Annotated in this window: 16 protein-coding genes; 3 read left to right on the top strand and 13 right to left on the bottom strand. The window is 74.3% G+C overall.

Features of this window, described 5'->3' with window-relative positions; genetic code table 11:
- From KPF47_RS08090 to argC, 4 genes are read right to left on the bottom strand one after another with little or no spacing between them, the layout of a single operon-like run.
- Positions 1–1194, bottom strand: a complete 1194-nt coding sequence (locus KPF47_RS08090) for an acetylornithine transaminase (RefSeq protein ID WP_224387896.1) — start codon at positions 1192–1194, stop codon at positions 1–3.
- The gene (gene argB / locus KPF47_RS08085) at positions 1191–2111 is read right to left on the bottom strand and encodes an acetylglutamate kinase (RefSeq protein ID WP_224387912.1); all 921 of its coding nucleotides are present in this window, start codon (positions 2109–2111) and stop codon (positions 1191–1193) included. The genes KPF47_RS08090 and argB overlap by 4 nt, the downstream gene beginning before the upstream one ends.
- A gap of 34 nt (positions 2112–2145) precedes the next feature.
- The gene (gene argJ, locus KPF47_RS08080; protein ID WP_224387895.1) at positions 2146–3318 is read right to left on the bottom strand and encodes a bifunctional glutamate N-acetyltransferase/amino-acid acetyltransferase ArgJ; all 1173 of its coding nucleotides are present in this window, start codon (positions 3316–3318) and stop codon (positions 2146–2148) included.
- Complete coding sequence (gene argC, locus KPF47_RS08075) at positions 3315–4349, bottom strand: N-acetyl-gamma-glutamyl-phosphate reductase (RefSeq protein WP_224387911.1); 1035 nt, start codon at positions 4347–4349, stop codon at positions 3315–3317. Before argC ends, argJ begins: the two co-directional genes overlap by 4 nt.
- Before the next feature lie 84 nt (positions 4350–4433).
- Here argC and KPF47_RS08070 point away from each other — a divergent pair, with 84 nt between their 5' ends.
- Positions 4434–5327, top strand: coding sequence for a hypothetical protein (locus tag KPF47_RS08070; RefSeq protein ID WP_224387894.1), 894 nt, complete (start codon positions 4434–4436; stop codon positions 5325–5327).
- A 45-nt stretch (positions 5328–5372) separates the two neighbouring features.
- Here the strand turns inward: KPF47_RS08070 and pheT are convergent, their stop codons facing one another.
- From pheT to uvrA, 7 genes are all read right to left on the bottom strand, one after another.
- On the bottom strand, positions 5373–7880 hold the full coding sequence (gene pheT, locus KPF47_RS08065; protein WP_224387893.1) for a phenylalanine--tRNA ligase subunit beta: 2508 nt from the start codon (positions 7878–7880) through the stop codon (positions 5373–5375).
- Between the two features lie 38 nt (positions 7881–7918).
- Entirely contained in the window at positions 7919–8974 is a 1056-nt protein-coding gene (gene pheS, locus KPF47_RS08060) for a phenylalanine--tRNA ligase subunit alpha (RefSeq protein ID WP_224387892.1), read from the bottom strand.
- A gap of 37 nt (positions 8975–9011) precedes the next feature.
- A complete protein-coding gene (locus tag KPF47_RS08055) occupies positions 9012–9893 on the bottom strand; it encodes an RNA methyltransferase (RefSeq protein ID WP_224387891.1) in 882 nt (293 codons plus the stop codon).
- A 1-nt stretch (position 9894) separates the two neighbouring features.
- Entirely contained in the window at positions 9895–10278 is a 384-nt protein-coding gene (rplT, locus tag KPF47_RS08050) for a 50S ribosomal protein L20 (protein WP_020623392.1), read from the bottom strand.
- A gap of 77 nt (positions 10279–10355) precedes the next feature.
- A complete protein-coding gene (rpmI, locus tag KPF47_RS08045; protein ID WP_224387890.1) occupies positions 10356–10550 on the bottom strand; it encodes a 50S ribosomal protein L35 in 195 nt (64 codons plus the stop codon).
- 99 nt (positions 10551–10649) lie between these two features.
- Complete coding sequence (gene infC / locus KPF47_RS08040; RefSeq protein ID WP_224387910.1) at positions 10650–11222, bottom strand: translation initiation factor IF-3; 573 nt, start codon at positions 11220–11222, stop codon at positions 10650–10652.
- Between the two features lie 282 nt (positions 11223–11504).
- Positions 11505–14462 (bottom strand): excinuclease ABC subunit UvrA, encoded by a 2958-nt coding sequence (gene uvrA, locus KPF47_RS08035; RefSeq protein ID WP_224387909.1) that lies wholly within the window; start codon positions 14460–14462, stop codon positions 11505–11507.
- A 411-nt stretch (positions 14463–14873) separates the two neighbouring features.
- Here uvrA and KPF47_RS08030 point away from each other — a divergent pair, with 411 nt between their 5' ends.
- Positions 14874–15548 (top strand): MBL fold metallo-hydrolase, encoded by a 675-nt coding sequence (locus KPF47_RS08030; protein ID WP_224387889.1) that lies wholly within the window; start codon positions 14874–14876, stop codon positions 15546–15548.
- Between the two features lie 34 nt (positions 15549–15582).
- Here the strand turns inward: KPF47_RS08030 and KPF47_RS08025 are convergent, their stop codons facing one another.
- Positions 15583–16425, bottom strand: coding sequence for an AraC family transcriptional regulator (locus KPF47_RS08025; protein ID WP_224387888.1), 843 nt, complete (start codon positions 16423–16425; stop codon positions 15583–15585).
- A 104-nt stretch (positions 16426–16529) separates the two neighbouring features.
- Here KPF47_RS08025 and KPF47_RS08020 point away from each other — a divergent pair, with 104 nt between their 5' ends.
- Positions 16530–16913 carry a DUF2000 domain-containing protein gene (locus KPF47_RS08020; RefSeq protein WP_224387887.1) on the top strand — a complete coding sequence of 128 codons (384 nt, stop codon included), beginning with the start codon at positions 16530–16532 and terminating at the stop codon, positions 16911–16913.
- Here KPF47_RS08020 and KPF47_RS08015 read toward each other — a convergent pair.
- Positions 16888–17187: a hypothetical protein gene (locus KPF47_RS08015; protein ID WP_224387886.1), complete on the bottom strand. Its 300-nt coding sequence runs from the start codon at positions 17185–17187 to the stop codon at positions 16888–16890. The two genes, KPF47_RS08020 and KPF47_RS08015, sit on opposite strands and share 26 nt — an antisense overlap.
- Positions 17188–17438 lie beyond the last annotated feature (251 nt).

The following is a 17438-nucleotide window of genomic DNA, read 5'->3' as shown; positions in this document are numbered from 1 at the left end:
TCACCTGCCCTGCCCCTCGTGCTGCGCCACGGCGGCGGCGAGGACCGCCGGGAGGGCCGTCAGGAACTCCTCGGCCTCGTCGTCGGCCAGGGTCAGCGCCGGCGCCAGCCGTAGCCGCTCCGGGGTGGCGTTGTTGATCAGGATCCCGGCGTCCCGCGCAGCGGCGGCGGCCTGTGCCGCGACCGGCGCGGTGAGGCCGATGCCGATGTGCAGACCGGCCCCGGAGACGTCGCCGACCAGGGGGTGGCCCAGTCCCTCGACCCGGCTGCGGATCTCCTTGCCGAGCCGGTCGACGTGAGCCAGCAGCCCCTCGGCCGCGATCGTGTCCAGCACGGCGAGCGCTGCGGCACAGGACACCGGGTTGCCCCCGAAGGTCGTGCCGTGCTGGCCGGGCTCGAGCAGACCGGCGGCCGCACCGAACCCGATGCAGGCGCCGATCGGGAGACCGCCGCCGAGGCCCTTGGCCAGGGTGACGACGTCGGGGACGACGCCGTGCGCCTGGTGGGCGAACCAGTAGCCGGTACGGCCGATGCCGGTCTGCACCTCGTCCAGGACCAGCAGCGCGCCCCGCTCCGCGGTGATCCGGCGGGCCTGCGCCAGGTACTCCTCGGGCGGCACGATCACGCCGGCCTCGCCCAGGATCGGCTCCAGGAACACGGCGGCCGTGTCCTCGGTGACCGCGGCGTCGAGCGCGGCGACGTCACCGAAGGGGATGTGGTGCACCCCGGCGGGCATCGGCTCGAACGGGGCCCGCTTCGCGGGCTGCCCGGTCAGCGCGAGCGCACCCATGGTGCGGCCGTGGAACGCGCCCTCGCAGGCGATGATCTGTGGCCGCCCGGTCCGGCGCGCGATCTTGAACGCGGCCTCGTTGGCCTCGGTGCCGGAGTTGCAGAGCAGGGTGCGGGCGTCGTCGCGGCCGAGCAGTGCCTGCAGCCGCTCGGCGAGCTGCAGCGCGGGCTCGGTGATGAAGAAGTTCGAGGTGTGCCCGAGGGTGCGGACCTGCTCGGACACCGCCTCGACGACGGCCGGGTGGGCATGCCCGAGCGCGTTGACCGCGATCCCGGAGTAGAGGTCCAGGAAGCGGCGCCCCTCGGCGTCCCACACCTGCGCGCCCTCCCCGCGGACCAGGGTCAGCGGCGGGGTGCCGTAGTTGTTCATCAGCGCGGCCTGCCACCGCTGCGCGTGCGTGATCATGTCGTTCCCCCAGCTGTGGCGTCGGGCAGCACCATGGTGCCGACGCCCTCGTGCGTGAACACCTCGAGCAGGACCGAGTGCGGTACCCGCCCGTCGATCACGTGGGCCTGGCCGACGCCCGAGCGGACCGCTCGCAGGCAGGCCTCCATCTTCGGCGCCATCCCGCTCTCCAGGCGGGGCAGCATCGGCTCGAGCTGGTCCGCGGTGAGCGAGGTGATGATCGACTCCGGGTCGGGGTAGTTCGCGTAGAGCCCCTCGACGTCGGTGAGCACCACGAGCTTCGCGGCGTCCAGCGCGCCGGCGAGCGCCGCAGCGGCGCTGTCGGCGTTGATGTTGTGGACCTGGCCGTCGGCGTCCGGTGCGATGCCCGCGACGACCGGGATCCGGCCCGCGGCGATGATGTCCAGCACCGCGTCCGGGTTGACCTTCGTGACGTCCCCGACCAGGCCGATGTCCACGGGCTCGCCGCCGACCAGGGCGGTGCGCTTCTCGGCGGTGAACAGGCCCGCGTCCTCCCCGGACAGGCCGACGGCGAGCGGGCCGTGGGCGTTGATCAGCCCGACGAGCTCGCGGCCGACCTGCCCGAACAGCACCATCCGGACGATCTCCATCGTCTCCGGCGTGGTGACCCGCAGACCGCCGCGGAACTCACCGGGCATCCCGAGCCGCTTCAGCATCGCCGAGATCTGCGGACCGCCGCCGTGCACGACGACCGGGTGGATGCCGGCGAGCCGCAGGAACACCATGTCCCGGGCGAAGGCCTGCTTGAGCTCCTCGTCGATCATGGCGTTGCCGCCGTACTTGACGACGACGATCCGGCCGTGGAACCGCTGCAGCCAGGGCAGCGCCTCGGCGAGCACACCGGCCTTCTCCCCCGCGCGCTTCAGCCGGGCCGGGGTCTCCGGGGACGGCGCGATCTGCGGCTGGGGCAGCGCGTCCGGGGCGACCGGCTCAGGAGGAGTAGGCACTGTTCTCCTCCACGTAGGCGTGTGACAGGTCGGTGGTCCGGATCTCCGCGGTGTGCGCCTCGGCCCCGCCGGACAGGCCCAGCCCGACCTCGATCAGGACGTCCTTCCCGGACAGGTCGCAGTCGGCCCGGTCCCCGGCCACGGCCGCCCCCTTGCACAGCAGCACGCCGTTGATCGTGACGTCGAGGCGCTCGGGGTCGAGCTCGGCGTCGGCGTAGCCGGCGGCGGCGGCGACCCGGCCCCAGTTGGGGTCGGACCCGAACATCGCGGTCTTGACCAGGGCGTCGCGGGCGATCGTCCGGGCGACGGTGACCGCGTCGTCCTCCGAGGCGGCACCGCTGACCCGCACCGTGATCCGCTTCGTGACGCCCTCGGCGTCGGCCTGCATCTGCTCGGCGAGATCGCGGCACACGCGGGTGAGCGCAGCGGTGAACACCGCCGGGTCGGCCTCGACCCCGGAGGCGCCGGAGGCCAGCACCAGCACGGTGTCGTTGGTGGACATCGAGCCGTCGACGTCGAGCCGGTCGAAGCTGTAGCGGACGGCCTCGCGCAGCGCGGCGTCGAGCGTCGCCCGGTCGAGCACGGCGTCGGTGGTGAGGACGCTGAGCATGGTCGCCATCGACGGCGAGATCATCCCGGCGCCCTTGGTGGTGCCCCCGACCGTCCAGCCCGCGGGGTCGGTGACCACGGACTCCTTCGGGACGGTGTCGGTCGTCATGATCGCGCCGGCGACGGCGGACCCGGCCTCCGGCGTGGCGGCCAGCCCCACGGCGGCCTTCTCCACGCCGGCGAGCACCGTCTCCCGCGGGAGCTGCTCGCCGATCAGACCGGTGGAGCAGACCGCCACGTCGATCGCACCGCAGCCGAGCACCTCGGCGACCTTCTCGGCGGTGGCGTGCGCGACCTGGAAGCCCTCGGCGCCGGTGCAGGCGTTCGCCCCGCCGGAGTTCAGGACGACCGCGCGCAGCGAGCCGGTGGTCAGCACCTGCTGCGACCACAGGACGGGCGCGGCCTTGACCTTGTTGCGGGTGAAGACCCCGGCGGCCTCGGCGCGCGGACCGTCGTTGACCACGAGCGCCAGGTCGGCCCGGCCGGACTTCTTGATCCCGGCGGCGATCCCGGCCGCCCGGAACCCCTTCGCGGCGGTCACGCTCACGGTGCCACTCCCGTCGTCGGCAGGCCCAGGGTCTCGGGGAGCCCGAGGGCCAGGTTCATGCACTGCACGGCGCCCCCGGCGGTGCCCTTGGTGAGGTTGTCGATCGCCGAGACGACGACGAGGCGACCCGCGTCGGCGTCCACGGTGACCTGCAGTGCGACGTTGTTCGAGCCGAGGGTCTGCGCCGTGGTGGGCCACCGGCCCTCCGGCAGCAGGTGCACGAACGGCTCGTCCGCGTACGCCTTCTCGTAGACCGCCCGCACGGCGGCGGCGTCGGTCGCCGGATCGGCCAGCGCGGCCGAGCAGGAGGCCAGGATGCCGCGCGGCAGCGGGGCCAGCACCGGGGTGAAGCTCACCGACACCGCGGAGCCGAGCGCGGCCGAGAGGTTCTGTGCGATCTCCGGGGTGTGCCGGTGCACACCGCCGACGCCGTACGCCGACAGCGAGCCCATGACCTCGGCGCCCAGCAGGTGCGGCTTGAGCGCCTTGCCCGCACCGGAGGTCCCGGTGACGGCGGTGATCACGACCTCGGGCGCGACCAGGCCTGCGACCAGCGCCGGGAACAGCGCGAGGCTGGTCCCGGTCGGGTAGCAGCCGGGCACCGCGACGCGCCGGGTACCGGTCAGTGCGGCCCGGGCGCCGGGCAGCTCGGGCAGCCCGTAGGGCCAGTGCCCGGCGTGCTCGCCGCCGTACCACCGGTCCCAGGCGGCGGGGTCGCTGAGCCGGTGGTCGGCACCGCAGTCGACGACGAGCGTGTCCGGGCCCAGCTGCGCGGCCAGCTCGGCGGACTTCCCGTGCGGCAGCGCAAGGAACACCGCGTCGTGTCCGGCGAGGTTCTCCGCCGTGCTCTCGGCCAGGAGGCGGTCCGCGAGCGGGGCCAGGTGCGGCTGGTGCTCGCCCAGACGCGTGCCCGCGTTCCCGCCGGCCGTGAGGGCGCCGATCTCCACCTCGGGATGTGCGAGCAGCAGCCGGAGGAGCTCTCCCCCGGCGTAGCCACTGGCTCCCGCCACTGCGATGCGTACCACGTGGATGAGTATGCACGGACCCGAAAGGTCATGCAAACACGTTCGCGATCGCGATCGGGCGGTCCGGAACCGGCCCCGCGGAGGTGTGCGGTGCCTAGTTTCGCGCGGGTGCGGCGAGAGCGGGCGGGCGGGGCGGGATCCGGGGCGTCCGGGCCCGGGCGGGTGCGGGCGGTGGTGCTGCTGGCGGCGCTGTGCGTGCTGTCGTCGGCGGGGTGCGCCTCGACGGTCGCGGGGACACCGTGGCCCGCCGGGCAGGGGCCCGCGCTGCCGGAGTCGGCCACCTCGGCGCAGGGCACGACGGTGGCGCCGACCCGACGCCCACCGACGTCGTTCACCGTGCCCGGGCCGCTGTCGGGCGCGCCGCCCGCCGGCTCCGACGGCCGGTCGACGACGACGGTGCCCCCCGTACCGGTCTCCCCCGTCCCTCCGGAGGGCGCCGACGCGCCCGCGGTCACGGTGCCGCCGGTGCCGGTCGGTGACGGTGCCGCCCCCGTCCCGGAGGGCCGTGCCCGCCCCGCACCGGGCTCCACGGGCGCGGCGACCCGGCCCGCACGACCGGCGGCGGCAGCGGCCCCGCTCACCGCGGACGTGCTGGACGACGAGTGTCTGCTGGACGCGGCGTCGCTGACCGGGCTGCTCGGCGGGCCACCGGTCGCGCCGGCGGCGAACGCCGTGGTCACCCGCGCCGACGGCACCCGTACCCGCGCCTGTTTCGCGCTGGCCGACGGGGTGACCGTCTCGGTGAACGCGTACACGACCAACCGGGGCACCCCGGGCGGCTACGTCGCCGCCGCGCGGCACGGCACCGCGGTGACCCGGCTGCCGGCCGGGACGTCGGCGACGGTGCTCGACACCGTCGCCGGACCGACCCTGCAGCTGGCCACCACGCGGTACCTGCTGACGGTCGCGGTCGCGGGCCGGACGCCGACGCCCGAGCAGTGGCGGGCCGCGGCGGTGGCCGTCGCCGCGGCGGCCGCGCGCTGATCCCGCCGGGCTCCCGGTCCGCGCCGGGCCCGCCACCGGTCGTGCTCAGCGCAGCGCGGCCCCGTGCCGGGAGGTGGCCTCGGCCACCGCGGCGTCGCGGGCGGCGTTCGCCTCCTCGCTGGTCAGCGTCCGGTCCGCCGCGCGCAGGCGCAGCGAGAACGCCAGCGAGCGGCGCCCCTGTCCGACCTGGTCCCCGGTGTAGACGTCGAACAGCCGCACCGACTCCAGCAGCTCCCCCGCACCCGCGGTGAGCGCCTCGGCGAGATCGGCCGCCGGGACCGACTCGTCGGCCACGAGGGCGACGTCGACGGCGACCGGCGGGAACGGCGACACCCGGGGCACCGGCAGGTTCTCCCGCAGCGGCACCGCGTCGAGGTCGATCTCGGCGGCCGCCGTGCGGGGCGGCAGACCGAGCGCCTCGACGACCTTGGGGTGCAGCTCACCGGCGTACCCGACGACGAGGTCGGACCCGGCCACGACGAGCTCGGCGCACCGGCCCGGGTGCCAGGGCGCCCGCTCGGCGCGTCGCGGCCGCAGCTCCACCCCGGCGGCGGCACCGGTCAGCCGGGCCGCCTCGACGGCGTCGGACCAGGCCGCGGGACGGCCCCGGCCCCACCAGCCGCGCGGCTCGCGGTTCCCGGCGAGGACGACCCCGACGTGCACGGGCTGGTCGGGCAGCGCGGCGCGCAGGGCGGCGTACTCCTCGTCCGACGGGCGGCCGGTGACGGCCGGGTCGGGCATCGCGGGGGTGGTCCCCCCCGGCTGCACGACCTGCGCGATCGCGTACAGCGCGAGGTCCTCGGCACCGCGGGAGCGGTTGCGCACCAGCATGTCCAGCAGCCCGGGCAGCAGTGTCGTCGCGAGCCGGGGACGCTCGGCGTCGAGGGGGTTGGTGACGGCGACGGTGCGGCGACGCTCGTCGTCGGCGGGCAACCCCAGGTCGTCCCAGGTCCGCTCGGAGACGAACGGGAACGGCAGCACCTCGACGTGCCCGGCCTCGGCGAGTGCGCGGGAGACGGCGCGGCGGCGCTGCTGGGCGGCGGTCAGCCCGCGTCCGGCCGGGGCGGTGGGCACGACCGACGGGATCGTGTCGTAGCCCTCCAGACGCAGGACCTCCTCGACCAGGTCCGCGGCCATCGTCAGGTCCGGACGCCAGGTCGGCGGGGTCGCGACGACGACGCCTTGCCCGTCGCCGGCGGTGTCGAGCTCCACGGTGCAGCCGACCTGGGTGAGGCGGCGCACGGTCGCGCCGCGCGGGTACTCGATCCCGGCGACGCGGTCGGGCATCGACAGCGGCATCCGCACCGGCGCGACGGCGGGGACCCCGCCCTCGTCGGTGCGGCCGTCGGCCAGGGTGCCGCCGCCGAGCTCGACGAGCAGCTGCGCGGCCCGCTCGGCGGCGACCGGCGGCAGCGCCGGGTCCACGACCCGTTCGAACCGCCGGGACGCCTCACTGGGCAGCTTGTGCCGGCGGGCGGCGCGGGCGATCACCGGCGGGGAGAAGTGCGCGGCCTCCAGCAGCACGTCGACCCGGGCGCCGTCGGCGAGGTCCTCGGGTGCGGGGATCTCGGTGGACGCGCCGCCCATCACCCCGGCCAGCCCGATCGGGCCGGAGTCGTCGGTGATGAGCAGGTCGTCGGGGTCCAGGGCGCGGGTCTGGCCGTCGAGGGTCTGCAGCTTCTCCCCCGTCGCGGCCCGGCGGACCTCGACGGCACCGGTGAGCCGGGACGCGTCGTAGGCGTGCAGCGGCTGGCCGAGGTCGAGCATCACGAAGTTGGTGACGTCGACGATCAGCGAGATCGGCCGCATCCCGGCCGAGAGCAGCGCGCGCTGCATCCACCAGGGGCTGGGCGCGGCCGGGTCGACGCCGTCCACCCGGCGGGCGACGAACCGCGGGCAGGCGTCGGTGTCGGCCAGGCGCACCGGCCAGGCGTCGCCGGCGGTGTCCGGGACGGCGACCCGGGTGACCGGGTCGGTGTAGTCGGCGTCGAGGGAGGTCGCGAGCTCACGGGCGAGGCCGCGGACGGCGAAGCAGTAGCCACGGTCCGGGGTGACGGCGAGCTCGACGACGTCCTCGGCCAAGCCGAGGACGTCCCGGGCGTCGTCGCCGGGCTCGGCGGTGCCGGGCGGCAGCACCAGGATGCCGCCGCTCTCGGCGCCGAGCCCCAGCTCCTTCGCCGAGGCGATCATGCCGTCGGAGACCTTGCCGTAGGTCGTGCGCTGGGCGATCGCGAAGTCGCCGGGCAGCACCGCACCCGGTTCGGTGACGACGACGAGGTCGCCCACGACGAAGTTGCGGGCGCCGCACACCACGTAGCGGTGCCGCTCGCCCTCGAAGCCCACCCGGCAGTACCGGATCGGCTTCTTGAAGCCGGTGAGCTCGTCGATCTCCTCGACCCGGGCGACGGTCACGGGGCCGGTGACCGCGGGGGCGGGGTGGATCTCCTCGACCTCCAGGCCGACCCGGACGAAGGCGTCGCCGATCGCCTCGGGGCCGTCCGGCAGCGACGCCGGGTCGATGTGCCGGGCGAGCCAGGACGCGGACACTCGCACTGCTCAGAACTCCTCAGGTGGAAGCGGGGTGGGCCGGGTCAGACGCCGAACGCGGTCGAGAAGCGGACGTCGCCCTCGACCATGTCCCGCATGTCCGGGATGCCGTTGCGGAACATCAGGGTCCGCTCGATGCCCATGCCGAAGGCGAACCCGGAGTACACCTCGGTGTCGACGCCGCAGGCGCGCAGGACGTTCGGGTTGACCATGCCGCAGCCGCCCCACTCGACCCAGCCGGGTCCGCCCTTCTTCTGCGGGAACCACAGGTCCACCTCGGCCGAGGGCTCGGTGAACGGGAAGTACGACGGCCGCATCCGGGTCCCGGCCTCGGGGCCGAACACCGCGCGGGCGAACGCGTCGAGGGTGCCCTTCAGGTGGGCCATGGTCAGGCCCCGGTCGACGGCGAGGCCCTCGACCTGGTGGAACACCGGGGTGTGGGTGGCGTCGAGCTCGTCGGTGCGGAAGGTCCGCCCCGGGCAGGCGACGTAGACCGGCAGCTCGCGCTCCAGCAGCGACCGCACCTGCACCGGGGAGGTGTGGGTGCGCAGCACCGTGCCGGAGTCCTGTCCGCGCTCGGGGGCGCCGAGGTAGAAGGTGTCCTGCATGGTGCGGGCCGGGTGGTCCTTGCCGAAGTTGAGCGCGTCGAAGTTCAGCCAGGACGCCTCGACCTCGGGTCCCTCGGCGGCCTCCCAGCCCATCCCGACGAAGATGTCGGCGATCCGCTCGGACAGCTGGGTGATGGGGTGCCGTGCGCCGCGCGGACGGCGGTCCCAGGGCAGCGTGACGTCGACGGCCTCCTCGGCCAGCACCCGGGCGTCGCGCTCGACGAGCAGGACCTCACGACGCGCGTCGAACGCGGCCTGGGCCTCCGCACGGGCGGCGTTGACCCGCTTGCCGGCGTCGGCGCGCTCGGGGCCGGGCAGCTGCCCCAGCGACCGGCGGGCCATCGGGATCGGGGCGCGGTCGCCGAGGTGCGCGGGCTTCGCCGCGGCCAGCGCGTCGAGGTCGCCCGCCCCGTCGAACGCCGTGCGGGCGGCCTCCACCGCGGCCTTCAGCGCATCCGGGTCCAGTGGGCTCGCCGTGTCGTTCTCACTCATGGTGCCCACGATCGTAGAGGGCGGCCGCGAGCCGGTTTCAGTCGCGCGCCGGGGACAGCTGCGGGGCGACGCCGGCGCGGGCCCCGACCGTCGCGTAGAGGCAGATCGCCGCGGCGGTCGCCAGGTTCAGCGACTCGGCCCGCCCGTGGATGGGGACCCGCACCCGGTGGTCGGCCGCGGCGTGCACCTCGGCCGACGGGCCGTGCGCCTCGCTGCCCAGGATCCAGGCGACGGGCCCGGCGAGGGTCGGTGTGACCGCGGGGTCGTGCAGGTCGACCTCACCCCGGCCGTCGGCGACGAGCGTGGTCAGCCCGGCCGCCCGGCAGGTCTCGACGACGCCGAGCGCGTCACGGTCACGGGCCAGCGGCAGGTGGAACACGCTGCCGGTGGAGGCCCGCACGGCCTTGCCGTTGTGCGGGTCGACAGTCTCCCCGGCCAGCAGGACCGCGTCGCAGCCGGCCGCGTCGGCGACCCGGATCACGGTGCCCACGTTGCCGGGGTCGGAGATGCCGTCGCAGACCGTGACGAACCCGGGGACCCCGGCCAGCGCGGTCGGCACCGGCACGTCGAGCAGGTCGCAGACGGCGACGAGCCCCTGCGGGGTCACGGTCTCGGAGAGACCGGCAGCGGCCCGGTCGGTCACCGGGGACACCCGGGCACCGGACCGCTCCGCGGCCTCCACCAGCTCGGGGTGACGCCCGGCGGCCGCGGCGGTCACGAACAGCTCGTGCACCGTGACGGCGGCGAGTGCCTCGCGGACGGCCTGCGCCCCCTCGACGAGGAAACGCCCGGCCCGATCGCGTCCCGCGCGCCGCAGCAGCTTGCGTGCTGCGACGACGCGGGGAGTGCGTTCGGTACCGGGCGTGGAGCCCGCGGGGCGCTCGTCGGTGCCGCGCGGCTCGGTGTCGCCTCGGGTCACCTCAGGCCGCGGAGCCCTGCTCGGTGCCGACCGGCAGGTTCTCCTTCGCCACCGCGACGAGCGCGGCGAAGGCGGCCGGGTCGCTCACGGCGATCTCGGCGAGGTTCTTGCGGTCGACCTCGACACCGGCGGCCTTCAGGCCCTGGATGAACCGGTTGTAGGTCATGTCGTTGGCGCGGGCCGCGGCGTTGATCCGAGTGATCCACAGCTGCCGGAAGTCGCCCTTGCGCGCGCGACGGTCCCGGTAGGCGTAGTTCATCGAGTGGAGCATCTGCTCCTTGGCCTTGCGGTACAGCCGCGAGCGCTGCCCGCGGTAGCCGGCGGCCGACTCCAGCGTGGTGCGGCGCTTCTTCTGGGCGTTCACGGAGCGCTTCACGCGTGCCATGGGGTATCTCCTGGGGCTTCTCCGGCACTACCGCGATGGGGGTACGGCGCGCCGGGGTTCGTGAAAGGGGCGGAAGGTCAGTGACCGAGCAGCTTCTTGACGCGCTTCACGTCGGCCTTGGCGAGCTCCACGGTGCCCGACAGGTCGCGCTTCTCCTTGCGCGACTTGACCTCGAGGCGGTGGCGCAGACCGGCCTGCTGGCGCAGGATCTTGCCGCTACCGGTGATGCGGACGCGCTTCGCGGTCCCCTTGTGCGTCTTGTTCTTCGGCATGACGTATCCGTTCGATGTCGGCCCCCGAGGTTCCGGGGGTCGGTGCGGGTACTGCGTGTCCCTCCCGTGTCCGGCCGGGCCGGACACGGGAGCGGGACCTCACGCCTCGGCGTCGGCCGGGGCGTCGGAGCTGGCGGCGGCGGGCGCCTTGCGCGGCGTCGGCTTCTTCGTCGGTGCCAGCACCATCGTCATGTTGCGGCCGTCCTGTTTCGGAGCGGCCTCGACGACGGCCATGTCACCGATGTCCTCGGCCAGGCGCTGGAGCAGGCGGTAGCCCAGCTCGGGACGCGACTGCTCGCGACCACGGAACATGATCGTGACCTTGACCTTGTTGCCGCCCTCGAGGAAGCGGATCACGTGACCGCGCTTCGTCTCGTAGTCGTGCTTGTCGATCTTCGGCCGGAGCTTCTGCTCCTTGATCACGGTGAGCTGCTGGTTGCGCCGGGACTCCCGGGCCTTCTGCGCGCTCTCGTACTTGAACTTTCCGTAGTCCATGAGCTTGCAGACCGGCGGGCGGGCCTGGCCGGCGACCTCGACGAGGTCGAGGTCGGCGTCCTGGGCCAGCTTGAGGGCGTCCTCGATACGCACGATCCCGACCTGCTCACCGTTCGGGCCCACGAGGCGGACCTCGGGCACGCGGATGCGGTCGTTGATGCGGGGCTCTGTGCTGATGGGGTCTCCTGTGTGACTCGCTGTGTCGCTACTACCTGCTGCGCCGGCGACGACAAGCGAAGACCCGTTGATCGGCCCGCGGCACACATTTCTGCCACGAAGCCGGACCATGGACCCGGACGCCGCTACGATCGCGGCGTGGGTGGGAGCGGGGCTCCACTTGACGCCCGGAACACGCGTGTCAACGCGATCCCGGGTGGTCGCATTCCCGAGGATAACAGGCCCCCGGTGCCCCCGGGAACGCGGGGGCCGGACCTGCGCGGACCCGGCCCCGGGCGGTGCTCAGCCCGCGCTGGCGGCCTTGGCCCGGCTGCGCCGTGCGGTCGCCGTCCGCCCCGTGCCCGTGGTGCCGTTGCCGTTCGACGAGGAGGTCCGCCGCCGGACCGGCTTGACCGGGGTGTCGTCCGGGGTGACCAGGTCGCGCAGGAACCGGCCGGTGTGGCTGTCGGGGTGGGCCGCGATCTGCTCCGGCGTCCCCTGCGCCACCACGGTCCCGCCGCCCGAGCCGCCCTCGGGACCCATGTCGATGACCCAGTCCGAGGTCTTGATGACGTCGAGGTTGTGCTCGATCACGATCACGGTGTTGCCCTTGTCCGCCAGCCCCTGGATGACGGCGAGGAGCTTGCGGATGTCCTCGAAGTGCAGGCCGGTGGTCGGTTCGTCGAGGATGTAGACGGTGCGCCCGTTGCTGCGCTTCTGCAGCTCCGAGGCGAGCTTGACGCGCTGGGCCTCACCGCCGGACAGCGTCGGCGCGGGCTGCCCGAGCCGGACGTAGCCGAGGCCGACGTCGACCAGGGTCCGCAGGTAGCGGGCGATCGAGGTGATCGGCTCGAAGAACTCGGCCGCCTCCTCGATCGGCATGTCGAGGACGTCGGCGACGGTCTTGCCCTTGTAGTGGACCTCCAGGGTCTCCCGGTTGTACCGGGCCCCCTTGCAGACCTCGCACGGCACGTAGACGTCCGGCAGGAAGTTCATCTCGATCTTGATGGTGCCGTCGCCGGTGCACGCCTCGCAGCGGCCACCCTTGACGTTGAAGGAGAAGCGGCCCTCGGCGTAGCCGCGGACCTTCGCCTCGGTGGTCGCGGCGAACAGCTTGCGGACCTTGTCCCACACCCCGGTGTAGGTCGCCGGGTTGGACCGGGGGGTCCGTCCGATCGGCGACTGGTCGACCCGCACGAGCTTGTCGAGCTGGTCGACCCCGGTGATGCGGGTGTGCCGGCCCGGCACCTGGCGGGCGCCGTTGAGCCGGTTCGCGAGCACCGTGGCGAGGATGTCGTTGATCAGCGTCGACTTGCCGGACCCGGACACCCCGGTGATCGACACCAGACCGCCGAGCGGGACGTCGACGTCGATACCGCGCAGGTTGTGCTCGCGGGCACCCACGATGGTCAGCCTGCGGTCGTGGTCGAGCTCGCGGCGCTCGGGCAGCGGGATCGTCCTGCGCCCGGACAGGTAGGCACCGGTCAGCGAGGTGTCGTGCGACTCGAGGTCGGCGATGGTGCCCGAGTGCACGACACGGCCGCCGTGCTCACCGGCACCGGGACCGATGTCGACCGCCCAGTCCGAGGCGCGGATGGTGTCCTCGTCGTGCTCGACGACGATCAGCGTGTTCCCCAGCTCCTTGAGCCGGGTCAGGGTGTCGATCAGGCGCCGGTTGTCGCGCTGGTGCAGCCCGATCGACGGCTCGTCGAGCACGTAGAGGACCCCGACCAGGCCGGAGCCGATCTGGGTGGCCAGCCGGATCCGCTGCGCCTCGCCGCCGGACAGCGTGCCCGCGGCACGGTCCAGCGACAGGTAGTCGAGCCCGACGTCGAGCAGGAAGCCCAGCCGGGCCTGGACCTCCTTGAGCACCGCGCCGGCGATCATGGCCTGCCGGTCGTCGAGCACCATGCCGTTCAGGAACTGCGAGCACTCGGCGACCGACATGTTCGACACCTGGGCGATCGACCGCTCCCCCAGGTCCCGGTGCGGCAGGGTCACCGACAGCACCTCGGGACGCAGCCGGGCGCCGTGGCAGGCGGGGCACGGGATGTCGCGCATGTAGCCCTCGTAGCGCTCCCGCTGCGACTCGGACTCGGTCTGCTCCAGGCGGCGCTCGAGGAACGGCATGACGCCCTCGAAGTTCGCGTAGTACGAGCGCTCGCGGCCGTAGCGGTTGCGGTAGCGCACGTGCACCTGGTCGTCGCTGCCGTGCAGCACCGCCTTCTGCGCGGACGCGGGCAGCAGGCGCCACGGGGTGTCCATCCGGAACCCGACCGCGGCGGCCAGGCCGGACAGCAGCCGGCCGAAGTACTCCGCGTTGTGCCCGGACGACCACGGGGCGATGGCGCCGTCGCCCAGCGACAGGTCCGGGTCCGGCACGACGAGCTCCGGGTCGACCTCCTTCTTGATCCCGATGCCGGAGCAGGCCGGGCAGGCGCCGTAGGGCGAGTTGAAGGAGAACGTGCGCGGCTCGAGGTCGTCGACGGCGAGGGTGTGCCCGTTCGGGCAGGCCATCCGCTCGGAGAAACGGCGCTCGCGCTGCGGGTCGTCGTCGGGCAGGTCCACGAAGTCGAGCACGACCAGGCCGTCGGCCAGGCGCAGCGCGGTCTCCACCGAGTCGGTGAGCCGCTGCTTGGCGGTCGCCTTCACCGACAGCCGGTCGACGACGACGGCGATGTCGTGCTTCTCCTGCTTCTTCAGCTTCGGCGGGTCCGACAGCGGGTGGACCGTGCCGTCGACGAGGACCCGCGAGTAGCCCTGGGCCTGCAGGTTCCCGAACAGGTCGACGAACTCGCCCTTGCGGGTGCGCACCACCGGCGCGAGCACCTGGAAGCGGCTGCCCTGCTCCATCTCCAGGACCTGGTCGACGATCTGCTGCGGGGTCTGCTTCTCGATCCGCTCACCGCAGACCGGGCAGTGCGGGATCCCGGCACGCGCGTAGAGCAGCCGCAGGTAGTCGTGGATCTCGGTGATCGTGCCGACCGTCGACCGCGGGTTGCGGTTGGTCGACTTCTGGTCGATCGAGACCGCCGGGGACAGGCCCTCGATGAAGTCGACGTCGGGCTTGTCCATCTGCCCGAGGAACTGCCGCGCGTAGGCCGAGAGGGACTCGACGTAGCGCCGCTGCCCCTCGGCGAAGATCGTGTCGAACGCGAGGCTGGACTTGCCGGACCCGGACAGCCCGGTGAACACGATCATGCTGTCGCGGGGCAGGTCGATGTCGATGCCCTGCAGGTTGTGCTCGCGCGCGCCGCGCACGACCAGCTTCGGCCCGGCCGGGACCGGCGAGGCGCCCGGGGAGAGGGCGGTGCCGGCGTCGCGGCGGGCGGTGCTCTGGTCGCTCACGTTGCGCGCCTCCTGGGGTGGCGGTGCCGTCCGGGTCGGACCCGGTTGTGACGCCCGCGGGCTGACGGACATTCCCGGACCGGGCTCCGTGGCCGGTGAGGTTCGTCCCCTCGTCCGCCGTCGATGCTAGGTGCGACCACCGACAGGAACCCGGCGAGCGGGCCCCGCCGGCGGTCCGGCGCGGTGGATGCACCCCGGTACGCGCCGGTCGGTCCGCACCGCACGCTACTCGCACGCCCGTTCGATCCGTCAGCGGCCCCGTGCGTGCGACCGGCGGGTTCTCCCCACCGCGGGATGTCGGGGCGGGCCGCTACCCTCCCGCTCGTGGACGTCCTGGAGAACTACACCGGTCACACCGACCCGGGCGGCGCGGCCATCCGCCGCGACCTGGAGCGGCTGAGCATCAGCAAGGTCTCGGTCGGCGAGATGGACAACAACGCCTACCTGCTCGTGTGCAGGCAGACCAACGAGGCGCTGCTCATCGACGCGGCGGCCGAGCCGACCCGCATCGCCGACCTCATCGGCGCCGCCGACGAGCGTCCGGACCTGCGCCACCTGGTCACCACCCACCGGCACGCCGACCACTGGCAGGCGCTGGGCGCGATCGCGGGCATGTTCGAGCCGCGGCTGATCGCCCACCCGCAGGACGCCCCGGAGCTGCCGGCCCCGATGGACGAGTTCGTCGAGCACGGCGACACGATCACCTTCGGCGAGATCGAGCTGGAGGTGATCCACCTGCGCGGTCACACGCCGGGCTCGCTGGCGCTGCTCTACCGCGGGGAGGACCGGCCGCACCTGTTCACCGGGGACAGCCTGTTCCCCGGCGGGCCGGGGAAGACCTGGTCGGCGGAGGACAACGCGCAGCTGATCGGCGACCTGGAGGAGCGGGTGTTCGACCGGCTCGACGACGACACGTGGTTCTACCCGGGCCACGGCGACGACTCGACCCTCGGGGCCGAGCGGCCCAGCATCCCGGAGTGGCGCTCGCGCGGCTGGTGACCCCCGGGTCCCCCGCCCCGCCGCTCGGGGCCGGTCAGCGCGTGGCCGGGCCGCTGCGTGCGTAGCGGCCCGGCGTGACGCCGACCAGCCGGACGAACCGGCGGTGCAGGTGGGCCTGGTCGTGGAAGCCCACCGCCGCGGCCGCCGCGGCCGGCGGTGTCCCGCCGAGCAGCAGCGACCGCGCCCGTTCGACGCGCCGGGCGTCGAGGTACCGGTGCGGCGGGAGCCCGAAGCGCCGCGAGAAGGCGCGGACCAGGTGGCCGGGGTGGGCGTGCAGCAGCCGACCGGCCTCGGCGAGGGTCACGCCGTCGGCGAGCCGGGTGTCGAGCAGGTCCCGCAACCGGTCCGCCAGGTCCGCCGACAGCGCCGGGCCGGTCTCCGCGACCGGGTCCAGGTGGCGGGTCAGGCGTTCGGCGACGAGCGCCAGCCTGCTCTCGGCGTGCAGCTCCTCCCCCGGCACCACCAGCGCACGGTGCAGCTCGTCGAGCCTTCGCCGCAGGACCGGGTCGGCGATCCCCGGCCGGTCGACCGCGGCGCCGACCGGCCCGCCCCTGGCCGAGCCACCCGGGTCGAGCGCGGCGGGGTCGAGGTAGAGGACCCGCTTGCGGAAGCCGGAGCCGCCCGCGGCGCGTCCGTCGTGTGCGACGCCCGGGGGCAGCAGCGTCACCGGGGCCTCCTCGGTCCCGTGCGTCCGCCGGTCCAGGTCGTAGCGCACCGCACCGTCGTCGACGATCAGGACGGTCCACGTGGAGTGGGCGTGCACCGGGTACCGGTGCCGGACGAAGCGGGCGTGCAGCACCTCGGCGATGCCCGGCACGCGCTCCGGGCGCCAGGCGGTGACGGCCTCACCCGGCGCCCGCGACCCGGTCGGGGACATGTGAGGAACGTACAAGAGTCCGGCGCCGCCGGCGCCGAGGATCGACGGCGTGGACGACACCGCCCTGCTCCCCGCCCGCCCGCCCCGCCACCAAGATCGCCGTCGTGCTGCGTGCGGACCTGCTCGGCTGGCAGGTCGCGAACGTGACCGCCTTCCTCGCCGCCGGGATCGCGGCGGGTGTCCCCGAGCTGATCGGCGAGCCCTACGCCGACGCCGACGGCACCGCCTACCTGCCGACCCTCGGGCTCCCGGTGCTCGTGCGCGCCGGGGACGCCGCGACGCTCGCGGCCTGCCGGGCCCGGGCGGTCGGGCGCGGGCTGCCGGTGGCGGTGTTCACCTCGGCGATGTTCTCCACCGGTGACGACCGGGAGAACCGGGCGGTGGTCGCCGCGGCCCGGGCGCAGGAGCTCGACCTGGTCGGAGTGGCGCTGCACGGACCGCGCAACGCCGTCGACAAGATCCTCAAGCCGACGACGGCCCATCCGTGACGGCCGGCGGCGCGAGCCCGGCGTCGGCGAACAGCTCCCGCCAGCGCGCAGCGGGGAGCCGGTCCAGCGGCCGGTCGGCCGCCGCCCACGCCCCGGTGACCGCACCGGGCAGGAGGGCGTCGGGGACCAGCCCGGCGTCGGTGAGCTCGGCGAGCAGCTGCGGTACCCGGTGCCCGCCCACCCGGGCGACGGCGGCGTCCCAGTCGGCCCGGGTCAGTGGGCGGTCACGGTCGAGCAGCGCGTTGACGGTGATCTCGTAGAGGGCCTGGCTCACCGGGCCAGGATGCCTCGGTCATCGCGCCTCCCACCGTCGACGGCGCGGCCGCCGCTCCCCGGTGCACCGGCACGGTGCGCCGACCGGTACCGGACGGGCGGCGTCCGGCGGGCCCGGCGGGAGGGCAGGACGGACGGTCGTCGTGCACGGACGGTCACCGTTGCGGGGCGACCGGCCGTCCGCACTGCTCCGAACGGCCGCTGGTCGGGGGCCGTCGTGCCGCTTAGAGGTCATTTCAGAACGAGGTCGAC

This window comes from Pseudonocardia sp. ICBG1293 (genome assembly GCF_020131355.1).
In the GTDB taxonomy this organism is placed as follows: domain Bacteria; phylum Actinomycetota; class Actinomycetes; order Mycobacteriales; family Pseudonocardiaceae; genus Pseudonocardia.
This window is presented reverse-complemented; position numbering and strand designations above follow the sequence as displayed.

Excerpts from the sequence above, each read along its gene's own strand:
- KPF47_RS08090 (WP_224387896.1), bottom strand. The coding sequence starts at position 1,194 with ATGATCACGCACGCGCAGCGGTGGCAGGCCGCGCTGATGAACAACTAC.
- pheS (WP_224387892.1), bottom strand. The coding sequence starts at position 8,974 with ATGAGTGAGAACGACACGGCGAGCCCACTGGACCCGGATGCGCTGAAG.
- KPF47_RS08025 (WP_224387888.1), bottom strand. The coding sequence starts at position 16,425 with ATGTCCCCGACCGGGTCGCGGGCGCCGGGTGAGGCCGTCACCGCCTGG.
- rpmI (WP_224387890.1), bottom strand. The coding sequence starts at position 10,550 with ATGCCGAAGAACAAGACGCACAAGGGGACCGCGAAGCGCGTCCGCATC.
- rplT (WP_020623392.1), bottom strand. The coding sequence starts at position 10,278 with ATGGCACGCGTGAAGCGCTCCGTGAACGCCCAGAAGAAGCGCCGCACC.